19 protein-coding genes are annotated in these 18002 nt (G+C 56.8%); 7 read left to right on the plus strand and 12 right to left on the minus strand.

The genetic code is table 11. From position 1 onward, the window contains the following. Window positions 1-14: 14 nt before the first annotated feature. The 8 genes from JWS10_RS16285 to JWS10_RS16320 all read right to left on the minus strand — a co-directional run bounded on the left by JWS10_RS16285 (window position 15) and on the right by JWS10_RS16320 (window position 7845). Window positions 15-905 carry a metallophosphoesterase gene (locus tag JWS10_RS16285; RefSeq protein ID WP_299508893.1) on the minus strand — a complete coding sequence of 297 codons (891 nt, stop codon included), beginning with the start codon at window positions 903-905 and terminating at the stop codon, window positions 15-17. A 13-nt stretch (window positions 906-918) separates the two neighbouring features. Then, entirely contained in the window at window positions 919-1521 is a 603-nt protein-coding gene (locus tag JWS10_RS16290) for a superoxide dismutase (RefSeq protein WP_299480357.1), read from the minus strand. Window positions 1522-1632: 111 nt separating this feature from the next. Beyond that, window positions 1633-2043 carry a hypothetical protein gene (locus tag JWS10_RS16295; RefSeq protein ID WP_299508894.1) on the minus strand — a complete coding sequence of 137 codons (411 nt, stop codon included), beginning with the start codon at window positions 2041-2043 and terminating at the stop codon, window positions 1633-1635. 80 nt (window positions 2044-2123) lie between these two features. Further along, on the minus strand, window positions 2124-2675 hold the full coding sequence (locus tag JWS10_RS16300; protein ID WP_299508895.1) for a sarcosine oxidase subunit gamma: 552 nt from the start codon (window positions 2673-2675) through the stop codon (window positions 2124-2126). Beyond that, window positions 2668-5676, minus strand: coding sequence for a sarcosine oxidase subunit alpha family protein (locus JWS10_RS16305; RefSeq protein WP_299508896.1), 3009 nt, complete (start codon window positions 5674-5676; stop codon window positions 2668-2670). The genes JWS10_RS16300 and JWS10_RS16305 overlap by 8 nt, the downstream gene beginning before the upstream one ends. Next, window positions 5673-5996, minus strand: a complete 324-nt coding sequence (locus JWS10_RS16310) for a sarcosine oxidase subunit delta (protein ID WP_299508897.1) — start codon at window positions 5994-5996, stop codon at window positions 5673-5675. The genes JWS10_RS16305 and JWS10_RS16310 overlap by 4 nt, the downstream gene beginning before the upstream one ends. 132 nt (window positions 5997-6128) lie before the next feature. Beyond that, window positions 6129-6500, minus strand: a complete 372-nt coding sequence (locus tag JWS10_RS16315) for a hypothetical protein (RefSeq protein WP_299479276.1) — start codon at window positions 6498-6500, stop codon at window positions 6129-6131. Window positions 6501-6597: 97 nt separating this feature from the next. Next, entirely contained in the window at window positions 6598-7845 is a 1248-nt protein-coding gene (locus JWS10_RS16320; protein WP_299508898.1) for a sarcosine oxidase subunit beta family protein, read from the minus strand. Window positions 7846-8035: 190 nt separating this feature from the next. Between JWS10_RS16320 and ccmI the strand changes: the two genes are divergently transcribed. From ccmI to JWS10_RS16340, 4 genes are all read left to right on the plus strand, one after another. Then, window positions 8036-9244, plus strand: a complete 1209-nt coding sequence (ccmI, locus tag JWS10_RS16325) for a c-type cytochrome biogenesis protein CcmI (protein ID WP_299508899.1) — start codon at window positions 8036-8038, stop codon at window positions 9242-9244. Then, on the plus strand, window positions 9241-9738 hold the full coding sequence (gene ruvX, locus JWS10_RS16330; protein ID WP_299479284.1) for a Holliday junction resolvase RuvX: 498 nt from the start codon (window positions 9241-9243) through the stop codon (window positions 9736-9738). The genes ccmI and ruvX overlap by 4 nt, the downstream gene beginning before the upstream one ends. Continuing rightward, on the plus strand, window positions 9738-9980 hold the full coding sequence (locus JWS10_RS16335) for a DUF1289 domain-containing protein (protein WP_299508900.1): 243 nt from the start codon (window positions 9738-9740) through the stop codon (window positions 9978-9980). The genes ruvX and JWS10_RS16335 overlap by 1 nt, the downstream gene beginning before the upstream one ends. 206 nt (window positions 9981-10186) lie before the next feature. After that, window positions 10187-11077, plus strand: coding sequence for a T6SS effector amidase Tae4 family protein (locus tag JWS10_RS16340; RefSeq protein WP_299508901.1), 891 nt, complete (start codon window positions 10187-10189; stop codon window positions 11075-11077). Between the two features lie 127 nt (window positions 11078-11204). Here the strand turns inward: JWS10_RS16340 and JWS10_RS16345 are convergent, their stop codons facing one another. Further along, the gene (locus tag JWS10_RS16345) at window positions 11205-12023 is read right to left on the minus strand and encodes a sulfite exporter TauE/SafE family protein (protein ID WP_299508902.1); all 819 of its coding nucleotides are present in this window, start codon (window positions 12021-12023) and stop codon (window positions 11205-11207) included. 135 nt (window positions 12024-12158) lie between these two features. Here JWS10_RS16345 and JWS10_RS16350 point away from each other — a divergent pair, with 135 nt between their 5' ends. After that, window positions 12159-13358: a multidrug effflux MFS transporter gene (locus tag JWS10_RS16350; RefSeq protein ID WP_299508903.1), complete on the plus strand. Its 1200-nt coding sequence runs from the start codon at window positions 12159-12161 to the stop codon at window positions 13356-13358. Here JWS10_RS16350 and dusA read toward each other — a convergent pair. Further along, on the minus strand, window positions 13334-14344 hold the full coding sequence (gene dusA, locus JWS10_RS16355; protein WP_299508904.1) for a tRNA dihydrouridine(20/20a) synthase DusA: 1011 nt from the start codon (window positions 14342-14344) through the stop codon (window positions 13334-13336). The genes JWS10_RS16350 and dusA overlap by 25 nt on opposite strands. Window positions 14345-14453: 109 nt before the next feature. On the opposite strand from dusA, the gene JWS10_RS16360 reads away from it, so the two are divergent. Beyond that, window positions 14454-15572: a site-specific integrase gene (locus tag JWS10_RS16360; RefSeq protein ID WP_299508905.1), complete on the plus strand. Its 1119-nt coding sequence runs from the start codon at window positions 14454-14456 to the stop codon at window positions 15570-15572. A 103-nt stretch (window positions 15573-15675) separates the two neighbouring features. Here the strand turns inward: JWS10_RS16360 and JWS10_RS16365 are convergent, their stop codons facing one another. Both JWS10_RS16365 and JWS10_RS16370 read right to left on the minus strand, forming a co-directional pair. After that, complete coding sequence (locus JWS10_RS16365; RefSeq protein ID WP_299508906.1) at window positions 15676-16212, minus strand: hypothetical protein; 537 nt, start codon at window positions 16210-16212, stop codon at window positions 15676-15678. A gap of 17 nt (window positions 16213-16229) precedes the next feature. Then, complete coding sequence (locus tag JWS10_RS16370) at window positions 16230-16463, minus strand: hypothetical protein (protein WP_299508907.1); 234 nt, start codon at window positions 16461-16463, stop codon at window positions 16230-16232. Between the two features lie 547 nt (window positions 16464-17010). Here JWS10_RS16370 and JWS10_RS16375 point away from each other — a divergent pair. Further along, window positions 17011-17445: a glycine zipper family protein gene (locus JWS10_RS16375; protein WP_299508908.1), complete on the plus strand. Its 435-nt coding sequence runs from the start codon at window positions 17011-17013 to the stop codon at window positions 17443-17445. The last annotated feature ends 557 nt before the right edge of the window (window positions 17446-18002 follow it).

Here is an 18002-nt window from a genome sequence, read left to right on the forward strand (position 1 = left end):
TCGCAACCTCTCGCCTACGACAAATCCACCACGGTAATCTCTGGCGGCACACCAAACCGAATTGGCAGACCCGAGCAGCCAATGCCGCCCGACACCACCAGATCGCGCATCCCCTCGCGGAAATGCCCATAATCAAACCGCTGCCCGAACCGCGACGGCACCACCGGAGCCCACGGCCCAAACCGTACCTGTCCGCCATGGGTATGCCCCGAAAGCGTCAGCGCCACCCGGTCCGGCACGGTGACAAATTGATCAGGCTCATGCGCCAACAAGATCGCCGGATCGTAGCCACTCATCTGCGCGACCACGCCCGGCACATCTGACATGCCGATGATATCGCGGCGATTTTTGCGCTGAAAACACGATTGGCTCTCGGTGCCACCCAGCCAAAACGCCGTGTCACCCTGCCCCAGCTTCACCGCGCGATTGGCGAGAACCTTAATCCCTGCAGCCTCCAACGCCAGCTGTGTATGACAAGGCCCAACCTTGCGCGCCAAAGCTTGCGGATCGTCCCACCAATCATGGTTGCCCGTCACTGCATAAACCCCAAGCGGCGCCCGCAATCCCGCCAAGATCGGAGCCACCACATCAATCGGCACAATGCGCCGCTGAAACTTATGCGTTGCGCGGTAGTCGCCCATCAGTGCAATCAAGTCAGCGCCTTGCGCATTGGCAACCTCGACCACTTGCGCCACGCGGCCCTCATCCATGCCAAAGCCGCAGGCGTGCAAATCCGCGACCATCGCAATCCGCAAGCGCTGACCGCGCCGCCACCCCGGCGGCTGCACAGCCCAATTTTGCACCCGCAACTGCCAAGCCGCCTCAGCCACTGCATAGCCGCCCACGAAAAAGCCTGCCAGAGTTCCCCCCAGCAGGCCCTTCAAAAATCCTCGACGCGAGAGCATCGCCGGTCGGCAGTTACAGCTTGGCCGCAACCGCTTCCCAGTTCACCAACTTCTCAAGGAAGTTCGACAGATAAGCCGGACGTTTGTTGCGGAAGTCGATGTAGTAGGAGTGTTCCCAAACATCGCAGCCGAGCAATGCAGTCTGACCAAAGCACAGCGGATTGACGCCATTTTCGGTCTTGGTGATCTTCAAGCTGCCGTCTGTATCCTTCACCAGCCAAGCCCAGCCCGAACCAAACTGACCCGCGCCCGCCGCTGCGAAATCTTCTTTGAACTTGTCGATCGAGAAGAAGCTTTCCTTCAACGCAGTCTCCAAAGCTCCCGGCATAGCCTTCGACTCGCCCGGCCCCATCACCTCCCAGAAATGGGTGTGATTCCAATGCTGGCTCGCATTGTTGAAGATGCCGCTCTGCGCCACCGAACCGGCCACATAAGTGCCTTTAACGATATCTTCCAGAGACTTGGATTCCCATTCGGTGCCAGCAATCAGCTTGTTGCCGTTATCGACATAGGCTTTGTGGTGAATGTCGTGGTGGAATTCCAGCGTCTCTTTAGACATGCCAAGCGACGCCAGCGCGTCATGCGCATAGGGAAGATCGGGAAGGGTAAATGCCATCGGAGTAACTCCTGTTCAGATGTGCGTTACGCTCTATAAGTGGCTTTGCGCCGCGAAGGTCAAGAGCAAGCCTTGGCATTTGCTACTTCTTGCACGCCTTATTGCCGAGCCTCACTTTTGAACAGTGCAATGCCCCTCGCTGGAGAATTGGTTATCATAGCCCACGGGCGTCACCGACAGCGAAAGCTTGCCATCTGCCTTGATCCGAGCGCGAAATTGCCAAGAAGTCGTGTCGGTTGGGCCTTTCAGCGATTTAAGCCGCCAGTCGAACACCGTGCGCACGTCGCTTTCCGACTGCAACTTGCCCTGAATTGGTTTGCCTACCGTGTCCATGATGATCGGATCATTGACCAACACCTCACCCGAGGCTTTATCGTACGAGATCACATATTCGGGCTGAATAACGGAATCCCTGCGACCTTTCTCCGGTTTGCAATCATATACCACCGGCTTGGCGAAAACCGCCGTCGCACTCATTACCATCGCTGTCGCAACAGCAAAACCCATTCCACGAAATGCCATCTGGCCGATCCCTATAATACATGCGCCTACCAGAGCGCAGCGGGTGTATCGACGTCAAGGCATTAATTTACTGATTTTCCTCAATAAACTTCACTGCCCTTCGTCGCGGAATGGCTCAGCAGACCCATCATATACCCCGCGACCGAGCGGAAGCAGACAACCGTATAACCGTCGCCGTCTTTCCAGAACGCCGCAGCCACCTGAGCCGCCCTTGTCCGGCGCAGCTCTTTCGGCCCCAAAGTCGCGAAATCCACTGGCGAAAGCTTGGCCAAAACCTGATCGGCCTTTGCGCCTTCGACACGAAACACCGCGCGGGCATCCGACAAAGTCACCGCAAGATGATGCTGACCGGCCAGCGCCTCGGCAATCGCCGCCAGCGCCGCATTGGTTTCCGCATACGGCAGCAGCAGCAGATATTCGTCCGGGCTCATCCAGCCAGCCGCCTTATCGCCCGCAATCTCAATCTGGCGCTGACCCGGAACGCCCAGACCCACCGCCGCCAGGATAGCCGCAGCCAACCCCGGCAGATCAGACTTCGCCCGCAATGAGATCATCCCAACCGGGCCAATCTCACGCACCTTCGCAAAGCCGTCGAAAGCAACCTGTCCCAACGCACTGACCACATTAGACATTTTGCTTCTCCCCGTCTTTGTCATAAAATACCGGATCGACCACTTTGGCCTTCACAACCCCGCCGGTGATCGTGGTAAACTCCACCACATCGCCCAGCCGATCCATGCCACCCTTGATCAATCCCATCGCAATACCGCGCTTTAACGTCGGCGAATGATAGGTCGAGGTCACCCGGCCTTGCGTGTTGCCCTGCCCGTTCGCATTCTTCCCAGCCGACGGAATATAAGCGCCGTCCTGAATAACCGAGCCGTCCAAAGTCTCAAACCCGGCCAGCTTCCAACGGTCAGGGCTTGCCAAGAAATTGCGCTCCTGCCCACGTTTGCCGAGGAAATCCGCCTTCTTCTTCGAGATCGCCCAGCCGAGGTTCAAATCCTGCGGAATAATCGTGCCGTCCGTCTCGTCGCCGATCATGATAAAGCCCTTTTCGGCCCGCATGATATGCAGTGCTTCGGTGCCATAACCCATCGCGCCAAACTCAGCGCCAGCCGTATGCAGGGCTTCCCAAAACGCCAGCCCCATGCTCGCCGGAACTGCTACTTCGTAAGACAATTCGCCCGAGAAACTGATCCGGTAAATCCGCACCGGGAAACCACCCAACGTGCCATCAGCCCATTGCATGAACGGCAGTGTCTCTTTCGACACATCCATACCGCCCATTTTCTCCAGCAATTTCCGAGCGTTTGGCCCGACAACCGCGATCTGCGCCAGTTGTTCCGTCACATTGGCGGTATATACCTGCCAATCCCACCACTCACATTGCAGCCAATCCTCCATCCAAGCATGAATACGGTCCGCGCCGCCCGAGGTCGTATGGCAAAGCCAGGTATCCGCATCAATCCGCGCCACAACACCGTCGTCCGACAGAAAGCCCTGCTCGGTACACATCAGCCCATAACGGCACTTGCCGACCGGCAAAGTGCTCATCACGCCAGTGTAAAGCATGTCCAGGAACTTCCCCGCATCCGGACCTTTGACGATGATCTTACCGAGGGTAGAGGCATCGAGCAGCCCCAAATTACTCCGCGTATTCAACACCTCACGATGCACCGATTGCTCGTGATTTTCACCCGGACGCGGGAAAGTATACGGCCTGCGCCACAGCCCAACCGGCTCAAAATACGCGTGGTTTTTCTCATGCCACGCGTGCATCGGCGTCTTGCGCAAAGGTTGGAATATATCCCCCCGCGACTCGCCAGCCAAAGCCCCCAAAGTCACCGGAGCGTAAGGCGGCCGGAACGTCGTGGTGCCAACCTGCGGTATTTCTTCATGCAACGCATCAGCTAACACCGCCAGCCCGTTGATATTGCTCAACTTACCCTGATCTGTAGCCATGCCCAAAGTCGTATACCGCTTGGTATGCTCAACCGAGGAATACCCCTCACGCGCAGCCAGTTGCACGTCAGAAACCTTCACATCGTTCTGATAATCCAGCCACATCTTAGCCTTCAACGCAGGCCCAGCCCCCTGCGGCATGATCCAGACGGCCTCCATATCCGCCTCAGACACCGCATCGGCCACCGCAGCCACAGCTTCCACCGTGAACCCGGCAGCCATCGCCGCCGCTTGGCCACCCTTGGCCGCATCGACCAACACGTCAGCCGCCGTCATCGCACCATTGGCATTACCCACCGGCACCACCATCGCCAAACCATCCGCGCCAGTCGGCGGACGAGCCGCATCAGGCCGGAAATGCGCGTGGGTCTTGTCCCAGATCAGCTTGCCGCCGCAATGGCTCCACAAGTGAACCACCGGAGACCACCCCCCCGACATCGCCACTGCATCGCAGGAAATTTCCTCCAAAACAGCGCCTTCGCCAGCTTGCACACAAAGCGACACACCCGAGACTCGCTTGCCGCCCTTAACCTTGGCAATCGCGCGACCAGCCTCAATGCGTATCCCCATCGCGCGCGCTTTCGCAGGCAGATCGCCCGTCACCGAAGCCCGAGCATCAACAATACAAGGCACCGCCAGCCCCGCCTGCTTCAGCGCAATCGCCGTCCGGTACGCATCATCATTGTTGGTGACAACAACCGTGCGATCACCCGGGCTTACCGCGTAATTCACCACATAATCGCGCACCGACCCCGCCAGCATCACGCCCGGAATATCATTGCCCGCAAACGACAATGGCCGCTCAATAGCCCCCGTCGCCGTGATGATCTGGCTAGCGCGAATACGCCACAACCGATGCTTCGGCCGCCCATCACCCGGCGTCGTATCGGAGATCTTTTCCTCCGCCAGCACATAGCCGTGGTCATAAACCCCGGCACCCATCGTGCGGAGCCGCATCGTCACATTGTCCATCGCTGCAAGGGCTTGCACGGTGGAGTTAATCCAAACATCCGCAGGCTGACCCTCAATCACCTCGCCATCGACAGGCGCGCGACCGCCCCAATGCGCCGACTGCTCCAGCAACATCACCCGAGCGCCCGAAGCCCCCGCCACCAGCGCCGCTTGCAGACCCGCAATGCCGCCACCGATCACCAGCACATCGCAAAAGCTGTAGGTGTACTCATAACGATCCGCATCCCGCGCGGTCGGCGCTTTCCCAAGCCCAGCCGAGCGCCGAATGATCGGCTCAAACACATGCTTCCACGCAGCCCGCGGCCACATGAAGGTTTTGTAGTAAAACCCACCCGGCAAAAACCTTGCGAGGGTGTTGTTAATCACCCCCACGTCGAACTCCAGCGAAGGCCAGTGGTTCTGGCTCGCCGCCTCCAGCCCGTCGAACAACTCGGTCGTAGTCACGCGCTGGTTCGGCTCAAACCGACCATCACGACCCAAACCGACGATTGCGTTGGGTTCTTCCGGCCCCGCCGCCACCAGCCCACGCGGGCGGTGATATTTGAAACTGCGGCCCAGCAACATCTGGTCATTCGCCAGCAGCGCCGCCGCCAGAGTATCCCCCGAAAGCCCGCGCAACCTCTTGCCGTTAAACGAAAACTCTTGCGGAGCCGAGCGGTCGATCAGACGGCCGCCTTTGGATAACCGGGTGCTCATTTGTAACCATTCCAGTCCGGCCGCTTGGCCTTAATCTTGTCTTGCAGATCAGCAGGAGGCGTCGAAGATTGCGCCGCATAGGTGCCGAACACCTCTAGCGTCGCCGTATCCCGCGCCGCCAAAAACCATTTGCCACAGCCGTAAACATGCCGCCAACGCTCAAAATGCACGCCTTTGGGGTTCTTCCGCGCGAACATGTAATCTTCGAACTCGGTGTCCGACGCCCCCGGCCCGAACCGCTTCAAATGCGCCTCGTATCCCGGCGTAAGCTCAGTTTCCTCGGCTTTGACGCCGCAATACGGACATTCCAGAATCAGCATAGCGTCATCCCTTTTGGCGAATTTTTCGTAAAAAGCGCAGGCCCGACAGTCCGCGAAAACGACAAAAGGGCGGGCACCCTAAGATGCCCGCCCAAAAGTGTGATCTGAGATATAGCCCGCAGGCCCGAAAAGTTACGGGTTGGTTGCGGGAGCGGCAGGTGTTGTGGTTGCCGGAGCAGTATCAGCAGGCGCTGTTGGTGCAGTTTCGGTTGGCGCAGTTGCCGAGCCGGTGTCTGCCGGAGCAGTTGCAGTCGGTGCCGTGTCAACCGTAGCCGGAGCGCCAGCGTCTGGCGAGGTGTCAACGGACCCCGAATTTGTCGAGCCGTTTTCAGTCGAGCCGTCGGTAGTGGCCGTTCCCATCGGCGTGCTGTTGCCAAAAACAAACCACAAGACCAGAGCGATAACCACCACGATCCCACCGATGATAAGCGGCAGGTTGTTGGCAGGCTTGGAGTTGTTGATGTTAACGTCGCGTTGGGGCGGCGTGCGATATTCGTCAGCCATGTCGCTGTCTCCTTACATAACAAATATGCAGGCCCAACGCGGCTAGAGACGATTTGGTTCCCAAAAGCGGTAAAAAGTTGCACCTTAAAAACCTGCATTAGTGCGCGACCCCGGCCGCCACTGACTCGTCAATGAACTGGCCTTCCTTGAACCGCCACATGTTGAAGGCTTCCGCCAAAGCCCCCGGCTCGCCCTTCGCCATCAGCTCTGCCATTGCCCAACCCGAGCCCGGAATGGCCTTGAAGCCGCCCGTCCCCCAACCGCAGTTGATGAAGCAATTCCCCAGCGGCGTCTTGGAAATGATCGGCGAGCGATCCCCGGTCATGTCAACAATCCCGCCCCATTGCCGCAGCATCTTCAGGCGGCTGATCATCGGGAACGTCTCAATCAGCGCCCGCAGAGTTTCCTCGATATGGTGGAAACTCCCGCGCTGGGTGAAGTTGTTAAACCCGTCGGTGCCGCCACCGATCACCATCTCACCCTTATCAGATTGCGACATATAGCCGTGCACGGTGTTGGCCATCACCACCACATCCATGCAGGGCTTGATCGGCTCTGACACCATTGCCTGCAAAGCCACAGCCTCAATCGGCAGCCGGAACCCAGCCATTTCAGCAACTTGACCGGAATGACCTGCCACCACCACGCCGAGCTTATTACAGCCTATATAACCCTTGGTCGTTTCAACCCCGGTCACAACCCCGGCTTGAGAGGTCACGCCCTTAACTTCGCACTGCTGGATAATATCCATGCCCATCGCCGAACAGGCCCGCGCATAGCCCCACGCCACTGCATCATGCCGCGCCGTGCCACCACGCGCTTGATACAAAGCGCCAAGGATCGGATAACGCGGACCGTCGATATTGATGATCGGCACCAGTTCCTTAACGCGCTGCGGCGAAATCCACTCGGTCGAGACACCCTGCATGTTATTGGCATGAACTGTGCGCAGATAGCCGCGCACCTCGTGATGGGTCTGCCCCAGCATCAGCAACCCACGCGGACTGAACATCACGTTGTAGTTCAAATCCTGCGACATCGTCTCATAAAGGCTGCGCGCCTTTTCGTAGATCGCAGCCGAGGGGTCTTGCAGGTAGTTTGACCGAATAATCGTAGTATTCCGCCCGGTATTGCCGCCGCCGAGCCAACCCTTTTCGATGATCGCCACATTGGTGATGCCGAAGTTCATGCCCAAGTAGTAAGCCGTCGCCAAGCCATGCCCGCCAGCGCCAACGATCACCACATCATAGTGCTTTTTCGGCGCGGGCGCTGCCCAAGCCTTCTCCCAACCCAGGTGATAATTCAGCGCCTCTTTGGCGATGGCAAAAACCGAATAGCGTTTCATGGGCTGGCCCTCATAACTTGACCCCGCTTATCGCGTGATCCCTGCTTTTATCCCGCGACGGCAGCGGCACAATCGGGAAAATTACGACACGGGCGGCGGTTTTGAACCAGTCACGCGCTTTGCGACCGATTGCCCCCTTTTGTGGCAGGCGCAAACCGCTTACATCGGGGCGACTGGCAAGGGGCGGATAATGCAAGATTGGATCTTTTGGGCGGCAGTCGTGGCGCTCTCTATAGGAGTGGCGGCAATCCTGCTGCAATCCTTGCGCAGCAACGATGCCCATACCGACGACTCCGCCCTGAAAGTCTACCGCGATCAACTGTCCGAAGTTGACCGCGACCTCGCCCGCGCGGTCATCTCTGCCCCCGAAGCGGAACGCCTGCGCACCGAAGTCTCGCGCCGCCTGCTCGATGCCGACCGCGCCCAACAAGCCGCACCCATCTCTGGCGGCAAAGGCAAAATCTGGCCCGCCGCCGCAGCCATCCTGCTTGCAGCCTGCGCAGCCCTTTATACCTATGACCGCGTAGGCACCCCCGGCTACGCCGACCTGCCACTAACAGACCGTCTAGCCCTCGCCGATCAAGCCTACGCTGCCCGCCCCAGCCAAGCTGAGGCCGAGGCCGCAGCCTCGCCACCGCTCACCGCACCGCAGCCTGATGCCGAGTTCACCGAGCTGATGGTCAAACTCCGCGCCGCCGTGCAAGCCCGGCCCGACGACCTGCAAGGTCTTGCATTGCTGGCAAAAAATGAAGCGCAACTCGGCAACTATGTCGCTGCCCGCATGGCGCAACAACACTTGCTGACCCTGCTCGGTGACAAAGCCAGCGCCGAGGATCACGCGGGCCTTGCTCAAACCATGATCTTTGCCGCGAACGGCGTTGTCACGCCCGAGGCTGAACAACACCAGATCCGCGCGCTAAAGCTTGACCCCACCAACCCGCTCGCCCGCTATTTCTCGGGCCTGATGTTTGCCGAAATCGGCCGCCCCGACCGCGCCTTTGCTTTATGGGAGCCGCTGCTGCGCGAAGGCCCGGCAGATGCGCCCTGGATCGCGCCGATCCGCGGTATGCTACAAGACACCGCGGACGCGGCAGGCATCAAATACCAACTCCCCGCCCTGAAAGGCCCGACCTCCGAAGATGTAGCCAACGCGGGCGCACTCTCCGCCGCCGACCGTCAAGCCATGATCAAAGGCATGGTCGATCAACTTGAAGCCCGCCTGACCACCGAAGGCGGCCCAGTCGAAGATTGGGTCAAACTGATGACCTCCCTCGCGAAATTAGGCGAAAAAGAGGACGCAAAGGCCGCATATGAGCAAGCGGTTCAGGTGTTCAAATCCGACACTGCCGCCTTAGGCCAGATCGAAGCCGCCGCAAGCGATGCCGGAGTAACGCCATGATCCTGCCCGAAATCGCCGACTTCCTCGCAGCCCTGCCCGCCAACCGCGCCATCTGCGGCCTCGACTTGGGCGACAAAACCATCGGCATCGCGGTCTCCGACCTGCGCCGAAGCGTTGCCACCCCAATCCACACCGTCCGGCGCATAAAATTCACCGAAGACGCCACCGCCCTGTTGGCCGTTTTATCCGAGCGCAATATCGCAGGCATCATCCTCGGCCTGCCCTTGAATATGGACGGCTCCGAAGGCCCGCGTGTGCAATCCACCCGCGCTTTTGCCCGCAACCTGATCAAGCTGACCGACCTGCCGATCACCTTTTGGGATGAACGCCTCTCTACCGTCGCCGCCGAACGCGCGCTGATTGAAGGCGATACTTCGCGCAAACGCCGCCGCGAAGTCATTGACCAAGTCGCCGCAGGTTATATCTTACAAGGCGCGCTGGATCGGCTGTCCTACATGGTTAAAGCGCAAGTTTCGCAACAGGATGAAGCCTAATGGACGAAGTCTGGAAACGCGCGGAAATCGAAAGCCCCTGCGTCAAACTTTGCGTCATCCACCGCGAAGCCCGCCTCTGCGTCGGCTGCTTCCGCAGCATCGACGAAATCGCCAGCTGGGGCCGTCTCACCCCCGCCGAGCGCCGCGAGATCATCGCCGCACTCCCCGCCCGCGCCTCGACCCTAACCAAACGCCGCGGCGGCCGCATGGCAAGACTGAACGGCTCAAGCTCTGAAAGTTAAGGATCTCGGGCCAGCCGTGGACTTTCTATCCCACTCTCCCCGCCGTTAGGTCATCATCTTTGCAAAAATATGCCCCGCGGAGCGTTCAACCGCCGCACCCCGCACTCCCCCTCAGGGCGCACTCCCAACCCTGCGATTGACACGACTCAGCCGATGGCGCAGCATTTCCTCAATTTTTAAAGCCGTTTTAGCGATATGAGGTTAGTATGCCCATTCCTACCCTCGGCCAGATTCCGTTGGATTTTGCCACCCTGCGCGCAGGTTATCCCACCTACAACAAGCTGCCCAAGCACATCGCGGACTATATGGATGCGCTGAACAAGGGCAACACGGGCCCGCGCAACACTCCTTGCTGCTTTCAGATTTCTGAAACGCTGAACCTTGCGGGGGGTGAGCATAAAGTTCCAGCCCGCAGCTACCGCCGTCCCTGCGCAAAGTTGGGGCAGAACTATTATCTCGGCGCGGTCGATGAATTGGAAACCTATCTGACCAACCGCTACGGTCGCGGCGACACGGTTTACAGCGGCCCTGCGCACGGCGATATTCAAGCGATCAAAGCCAAACTCGCGGGGCGTTCCGGCATCATTACCTTCCGCGACAACGGCTACGGGCTGCACACCGAGCTTTGGAATGGCGAGCATATCATCCAGAACGGTGCCCCCGGCTCGAACGGCGCTGGCATGTCAGAGCGCGGCATTTTCGGCGTCCCCCGCATCATTTTCTGGCAATGCAGCGGCGACGATGCGCGTGATCCGCTGCCCAGTTGGGCCGTCGGCTGGTGGCAGATCGAAACCATCGGCGAGCCGTACTTCTATTACGTCTCAGATCAATACGTCGTGTTCTACACCACCACCCGCCCCGCCAACATCCTGACCCAACCGGTGCGCGGAGCCATGATGCAAGGCACCGTCGCCCTCACCGAAGGCCGCCCCGGCCTCTCAATCCAATGGGAACCTTCTGCCGACGGCGAACTGACCGAAACCTATTACGCGGGCTCTGATCCCACCAAAATGACCGGCACCATCAACAACACCCTGCCCGCCACCGCCACCAAAATGACCTTGGCAATGCCAGTGCCGCCAAAGCGACGCAAATAACCGCGCGCGCTTTACGCTCGCTAAGCTTGCCGTCGGGTTTAGGGCCAAACCTTAAAAATCCCTTAAGTCTACCCCACAACCCATTGATTTCATATAAACGAACTTCGCGCCACGCGTGGCACCAATTCTACCAGCCCGAAACCTTGCGCAACATATTCAGCGCCACCAGAATGATAAACACCGCAAATGCCCGTTTCAAAGGCTTCGGATTCATCGCGTGGGCCAGTTTCACCCCCCAAGGGGTCGTCAGCATGGTGGACCCAATCACCACCAGAAACGCCGGCAGATTGACCGCCCCTAACGTATAAGGCGGCGCATTCTCAATCGGCACGAACAGGAACCCGAGCACCGAAGGCACCGCAATCAGCACCCCCAACCCCGCAGCCGTAGCCACTGCCCGGTGGATCGGCACGCCATAAAGGCTCATCAGCGGCACCCCAAACGTGCCACCCCCGATCCCCATCATCGCCGAGCAAAACGCCAGCACCGAAGCCATCATCGCGCGCGCAGGCTGCCCCTGCAATGTCTCGCCCAGCCGCCAACCCGGTTTCCCAAACGCCATGTAAAGCCCAGCGAGACCCGCCAACACTCCAAACACCACCTGCAACACCACCGATTTCACCAAGGCGGCCACCAACGTTCCCGCCAAAGCGCCGCCAACGATAAACGGCGCCCAATCGCGCAGCATCTGCCAATCCACCGCACCCTTCTTGTGATGCGAAGCAACCGACCGCGGCGAAGTCACCACAATCGTCGCAAGCGAGGTCGCCACACAAATCTGCATCAGTTGCGGCCCGCCATAGCCGAGATGATTGAAGGCGTAAAAGAACGCAGGCACCAACACGATACCGCCGCCAACCCCCAGCAACCCCGCCACCACCCCGGCAAACGCCCCGATTACCACCAGTAACGCCACCATCGGCAAAAGCGCGGAAATTTCGGGCATGGCGGCTCCTTATCTTGGCAGCAGAAACTCGAGATCAGACATAGCCCGCCCCCCCGCCACATACCAGCCGTTCAGAGCTTTCCCTTCGCCCACATTCGCGCTAACCATCGCGCCTTGCATATCACCGAGGTTGCCATGACAAAATCCGTATCCCTGCTGCGCTATTCGCTGGTGCTGGGCCTCGTTGCCGCTGTCGGTCCGTTCGCGATTGATATGTATCTGCCCGCGATGCCGAAGATCCAAAGCGATCTTGGCACCTCGATGCAGGCGGTGCAGTGGACGATTGTGGCATATTTCCTCGCCTTCGGTATCGCGCAACTGATCTACGGTCCGTGGGCCGATCAAGCCGGACGCAAGCCGCCGATGTATGCGGGCCTCGCCCTGTTCATGGTAGGCACGGTGATTTGCGCGCTTGCCCCTACAGTAGAGGTGCTGATCTTCGGGCGCTTCATCCAAGGCATTGGCGGCGCTGCCAACATGGTGGTTCTGCGCGCGATGATCCGCGATCTCGCTACCGGAGCCAGCGCCACCCGGATGATGTCCACCATCATGATCGTCATCGCGATCTCGCCGCTGCTGGCACCGCTGTCAGGCTCGGCGTTGCTGGCGTTTGGCTCATGGCGGCTGGTATTCTGGGCGCTGCTGCTGGCGGCGACGCTCAGCTTCTTCCTGATCTATTTCATGGTGGATGAGACTTTGCCGCCGGAAAACCGCCAGCCATTCGACCTCGCCACCATGCGCAAAGGTCTCGCCGTGCTGTTCACCGATCGCAGCTTTCTCGCCATGACCTTCCTTGCAGGCTTTGCTTTCGCCAGCTTCTTCGTGTTCATCGCCTCGGCATCCTTCGTCTACACCGGCCAATTCGGCCTCAGCCCAACGCAATTCTCGCTGGCCTTCGCGCTAAATGCCTGTGGCTTCTTCGCGGCCTCGCAGTTCGCCGCGCCGATCAGCCAGCGTCTCGGATCAAAACGCATGATCGTGCTGGCAACTACAGGATTTGGCACCGCCACCATCGCGCTTTTCTGCTTCGCCTTGGCCGGTTTTGCCAACCTTCACGTCACCATGGCAGGCTTGTTTATCGCCAATATGTTCCTCGGGCTGGTGCTGCCAACCGCGCAGGTTTTGGCGCTCGAGGAACAAGGCGAGCATGCCGGTCTGGCGGCATCCCTCGGCGGCACGATGCAGATGGTCGCGGCTGGAGTGCTGGTGGCTTTAACCGGCCCGTTCATGGATGGCACCGTGGTACCGATGCTGGGCGCGATTGCTTTGTGCGGCGTGATCGCGCTGCTGTTGTCGCGGCTGATCCCGCGTCAGGCTGCGGTGGCTGCGGTCTGAAGTTCGGCCAAAGCGGCGTCGAGCACATCCAGCCCCGCGCCGGGTTTATTTGCGCGTTCTGACAGCACCCGGCGCCAACCCCGCGCGCCGGGCCGCCCGGTGAACAGCCCGAGCATATGCCGGGTGATCTGATGCAACCGCCCGCCTTGCGCGATGTGATTGAGCATATAAGGCCGCATCGCCTCAACCGCGCCGAAGGCATCAGCGCCGGTGTCCGCTCCCCACAACGCATCCGCCCCGACCAGCACCGAAGCCGGGTCATGGTAAGCGGCACGCCCCAACATCACACCATCAAGCCCCTGCTGCAGCAAGGTTTTCGCCTGATCCAGCGAGGTAATGCCGCCGTTGATACAAATCATCAAATGCGGAAACGCCGCTTTCATCCGCAAAACCAGATCGTAATTCAGCGGCGGCACTTCACGATTTTCTTTCGGTGAAAGCCCCTTCAACCAAGCCTTGCGGGCGTGCACAATAAAATGCGTCACCCCCGCCGCTGAGACTTTTTCAATGAAATCCGGCAGCACGATTTCCGGGTCTTGCTCGTCCACCCCAATGCGACACTTAACCGTCACCGGCACATTCGCCTCGGCCATCATCGCCGCCACGCAATCCGCGACCAGTGTGGGACGCTCCATCAGCACCGCACCAAAACAACCCGACTGCACCCGATCTGACGGGCAACCGACGTTCAGGTTGATCTCATCATAGCCCCAATCGCGGGCGATCCTTGTGGCAGCGCCCAACTCATGCGGATCAGAGCCGCCGATTTGCAGCGCAATCGGGTGCTCCTCGGCACTGTAATCCAGCAGGCGGCTTTTCGGTCCATGCAGGATGGCGGCCGCTGTCACCATCTCGGTATAAACCATCGCACGCTTGGTCATTTGGCGGTGGAACACGCGGCAATGTCGATCAGACCAATCCATCATTGGCGCAACCGAAAGCCGATGCGCACCATAAGACATTGTCTTTACTACATTATCGTTCATTCAATCACCTTTGAAACGTTGGCAAAGTTGCACGATTTCGGTTGATTTGCCTACATTCCCGCCTATGGTGCAACCCAAGTTGCACGGAATCACATGGAGTTGCACGGGTATGGGAAGTTTACGGGAAGAAGCTGACAAAGCGGGAAATCCTATTTTTAAGCTAACGATAACAAGGACTAAGCAAAAACACCGAGAAACCCGATCTTTCCGTACCGAAACAGCAGCACGGGCTTGGGAAAAAAAGCGGGAAGCCGAACTTGATGCGACTGTAGCCCTAGGTAAGCCACTTACCAAACAACGCAACGAAGGCAAGACTCTAGGCGACGCGATTGACAAATACATCACCGAACAAATGAAGGAAATAGGGCGAACCAAGACCCAAGTTTTGCAGACAATCCGCAACGAGTACGACATATCGAAAATGCGATGCGACCAAATAACCAGCCAAGACATCGTAGCGTTTGCTAAAGAATTGCATTTTCGGCCCAAACTTAACAGCGCCGCGACTGTAATGAATTACGTTAGCCATTTGCAGGCCGTATTTGCCATTGCTAAGGATGCATGGGATTTTCCGTTAGACATAACTGAAATGCAATCAGCCCAACGAGTTTGTTCAAGATTGGGTATTACCAAAAAGGCCATAAAGCGGACTCGTCGGCCTACTCTAGATGAATTGGATATCCTGCTAACTCATTTCCAGTTGGCATATAACGCACGTGCAAACGGTTGCCCAATGCACCTACTTTCCATATTCGCGTTATTTTCAACCCGACGACAAGCAGAAATAGAACGTATCGAATGGGCCGATTATGACAGAATAAACAAACGGATTTGGGTACGAGATATGAAACATCCCGGCGATAAGATAGGCAATGATGTGCCTGTTCTGTTGCCTGATCCATGCTGCGATATCATCGACAGTATGCCAAAAATTTCACCAAGAATTTTTCCGCATTCAACCTACGCCATGAGCGCCAACTGGACTAGGGCTTGTCAATTCCACAACATTAAGGATTTACATTTTCACGATTTGAGGCATGAAGGCGTTTCGAGATTATTCGAAATGGGGAAAACATTGCCCGAAGCCGCATCTGTATCCGGCCATAGATCATGGTCGAGTCTTCAACGATATACTCACATTATCACGGCTGGCGACAAATACGAAAATTGGAAATGGATAAAGGTGGCAACAGACCCAACTTCCCATAACTTGAATCCCCAACCATAAATCAAACCTGCCTGCCATATTCAGTTATGGCAGAGGATCACCATCCCGTAGTAGTCACCTACCCTACCAAGGCAGCTAGACAGAAATCGCCATCTTGACAATGCTATCTCCCTCTTTTTAAATTCAATGGATATCTTGCGCGAATGAAGTTAACCCCCTGCCCAATCAAACCATCGCCAATAAATTCACGAATCTTCGCATCCGGCGTTTGCGATAGATTTTCAAGTTCTACGTTGATCAGTAAGTCTGCTAGCAATCGGCCCAAGTTATCACAGTCGTTGATCAAACTTTGCGAGACTGCCACAGATGCAATAAGTGCATCATCTAAACTGTCAGCAAGGTCAGTGATTTTATGGCACAAAATATTTCTGCTTTTAACTATACGCTCGATAATAACAAGCACGCTATAGTCAATGTCTGACCTATCTTTCAGCATGGCCATCAGATTTCCAAGGCTATTGTCATTCCTAAGACTATCCATTTTTCTATCAACCTGACTGGACTTTAGTGCATCTTTACTCGGCACCGCGAACAGTAGTATTCCCGCTAAAACGAACTCCATTTGTTGCACTCGAACCATAGCGAAGCCCAATGTTCTAAGTGCATCATCAATAAATTTTAACTTTTCATCCACAGACATATTTCAGCACCACACAGTCACGGCCCATCATGCAGACCCGCATTCAATACATGGCGATAATACGCTTCAAACTTTTGATTCAAATCAATATACAGATCGTCAAAATCCATTTTACTCAAACCATGAATCGAACGGGCATGTGCAAGAAACTTTTCAATCTCTTGATCAATAGTTTCATCGCCAGAAAAAGGTTGAAGAATAATATTAGCTTGCAACCATTCTTGTAATATCGAACCTGCATTATCGGCCATTTGGATAACTCCATTTTGGGATACACCGGAACCATCATAGCAGCCGATCAATTTCCGATCAAGTGTTTGGTTATATCATTACTTCAATAGGTTTTTCAAATACTTCGCCAGACCAATAGTGCGAACCATTACTAAAAATTTCGAAAACATGATTTCCGCCGACAATGCCAAAGCCATCGCCAAAGCAATTTCATAAGATATGGGAATTGCAAAGAAGGTCATGGCTGGATTCAATAAGATCAATCCAAACACAATCAGCAATACGAAACAATCGACTTATCGAGAAATCTACCGAGAAAGGTAGCCGCCGTTTCTCATCCTCGACGATCTTTATCCAGCTGATCGCGGACGAATCCTCTCAGGCATCTTGCCCGAAAAATTTTACTTATCCGGCCCCCTACTTTCGGGGGGGATTACCGATTGATCCATTTGACGCGTGTTGCGGCCAATCGAATATGGCGGCAGTTTGACGAGTTTATGGCCTGAATCACTGTGACGTCACCACTAGCAACCTATTTGCGCCACAACGGTAATTTAGGCGGGGGCGATGCTAACTTACTCAGATCCCAATATAAGGCCAAATGCAGTGAACCATAAAGTAATAGCGATTATTTTCTTTGCGGCAGTTTCAGGTTGCGTCCCGGCACAACCCCTACAAACCTACCAACCGATAGTTGATCGGCCCAATAAGCACTTTTCTTCTGATCTTGCGGAATGCCGAACCCTGGCCACGTCAGCCCAAGCAAAATACACCAAAGAACAGAATGACAAGATGGCGGCAAACATTTTGGTAGGAATCATTGGTGGCGCGATAATTGGCAATTCGTACGGACACAATGGTGGCTATGGGGCAGCGTATGGTGCAGCAGCAGGTGTCGCCGCGACCGATACCGACCTTGCCGCCAATGGCCCGGCGCGCATCATCGACCGATGTTTGGTAGGAAGAGGGCACAACGTGCTATCGGACCTAGGAAAAGGTTAACCATATAAATGTTGGGCGGGGGGTGCCTCCCGCCCGACTCTAAGCAAGATAACAAGCCACGAGGGCGCGGGGCATCTGCACTGGCGACATTCGACACTTCATTCTGCGCCCTAGTCCCGATCACTGCGCCACGATGCAGACCCCTTAAGTCCCACCGCGCGTCAGCGACCCGCGAAAGTTCACTATCTCGCCTGTTCTAGTCAGGGCTACCTCAATCGCCTTCCGGCTGACGCCCGGAAATGCCCTGTCGCTCACTTCCCCAGCCGAAAGACCCTGCCCGCTAACGCGTGGCTGATAGTGAGATGGTGAGTATTTTTTAGAATGCCGCTTCGGACTGCCTCATCATCGCGATTACCTGCTCACATGTCATAGAGGGGTCAGTGCTTTGTGTGAGCATCGCGCGATTGCCATAATCTTCGAAGACGGCCATAGCAGATTGAAAATCCGCATCTGACGTAGACTTGCTTTTCATTAGGCTTACTATTGATCGAGTCCAATTTTCGCTTGGCGAAACTCCACACGCCACTGACATTCCCATCAGTGCCCCGGCAGTTTGC

The organism is Cypionkella sp. (genome assembly GCF_028290025.1).
Taxonomy (GTDB): Bacteria; Pseudomonadota; Alphaproteobacteria; order Rhodobacterales; family Rhodobacteraceae; genus Cypionkella.